This window comes from Agrobacterium bohemicum (genome assembly GCF_001562555.1).
GTDB lineage: Bacteria > Pseudomonadota > Alphaproteobacteria > Rhizobiales > Rhizobiaceae > Agrobacterium > Agrobacterium bohemicum.
Genome location: NZ_KQ961048.1, coordinates 1 through 1343 on the forward strand (window position 1 = coordinate 1; position 1343 = coordinate 1343).

Here is a 1343-nt window from a genome sequence, read left to right on the forward strand (position 1 = left end):
CGTGACCTTTCTGGCACTTCTGACTGGGATTCGTTCACACGCGCTCAGTTCGAAGTTGACACAAAGACAGACACCGAGCTCGGCGCTCTGCGTGGCTTCATCGGCTTCCGTGGCAATGCTGACAACGGTTCTTCTGCTTCTTCTTCCGTATTCGTTGACCAGGCGTTCATCGAACTCGGCGGCCTGAAGGTCGGTAAGTTCTACAGCTGGTGGGATGATGGTCTCTCTGGTGAGTCCGACGTTCTCTCCACGAACGCTCTCTTCAACTCCATTCGCTACACCTACGATGCAGGCTCTTTCTGGGCTGGCATTTCGGTTGACGAACTTGAAGGCGTGAACTCGCAGCTGGCTAACTTTGCTGGTACCGTTACGGTTCCTGCTGGCACATTCGGCGTATTCACACAGGAAGCTGACAACAACGTAGGTGTTACGGCTGGCGTTGGTGCGAAGCTCGGCGGCGCAACACTTCAGCTGATCGGCTCTTACGATGTGGACCAGGAAGAGGGCGCTGTTCGCCTGATCGGTACTGCTGACATTGGTCCAGGTACCCTTGGTCTTGCTGGTATTTGGGCTTCCGGCGGTAACGCTTACTATGCAAACTCTGAATGGGCTGTTGCTGCTGAATACGCAATCAAGGCAACTGACAAGCTGACAATCACTCCAGGCGGCCAGTACTTCGGTAGCGTTGCTGATACGATCGTTCTCGGCGGCCTCAATGCTGCTGGTACAGCGTTCGTACCTACGGGCACAGCTCGTCGCGGTGATGACTTCTCGAACCGTGACGCATGGCAGGCTGGCGTAACTGTTGATTACAAAATCACACAGGGCCTCTCCACAAAGATCGCAGTTAACTACTACGACGAAGATGGTCGCGACGACCAGGTTAACGGTTTCGTTCGCCTTCAGCGCACATTCTAATCTGATCTAACTTTGGTTAGTGATGGAAAACCCGGCTTTCGAGCCGGGTTTTTTGTTTTTTGTTGATGATCCGGTCACGCCGATAAAAGTTTTTTCGGTCGATAGCCTTTAAGGCATCATTAACACTTCGACCCAGTTGCGGTCGATTTGTGTCCAAGTTGCAACAGCATGGCGGCAACAGTTCGTCATTGATGCAAAATCAGCCTGTTCAAGATTGCGCGACTCGACCGTTATGGTTTTAATCCACCTCAAGGACAGCATCATCCCACCCGCTGTTTCCTACGAATTGACTTGGAGGTCACCATGAACATTAAGAGCCTTTTGATCGGCTCCGCTGCAGCTCTCGCAGCAGTATCTGGCGCACAGGCTGCCGACGCTATCGTCGCTGCTGAGCCAGAACCAATGGAATACGTTCGCGTTTGCGA

General features: G+C 52.9%; 2 protein-coding genes. Both read left to right on the plus strand.

Annotated elements, in window-relative coordinates; all coding sequences use genetic code 11:
* A partial coding sequence (locus ATO67_RS22130; RefSeq protein WP_067654058.1) for a porin occupies positions 1-918 on the plus strand: 918 nt, incomplete at its 5' end.
* 303 nt (positions 919-1221) lie between these two features.
* Positions 1222-1343: porin (locus ATO67_RS23965; protein ID WP_173645953.1), on the plus strand; the 122-nt coding region annotated here is incomplete at its 3' end.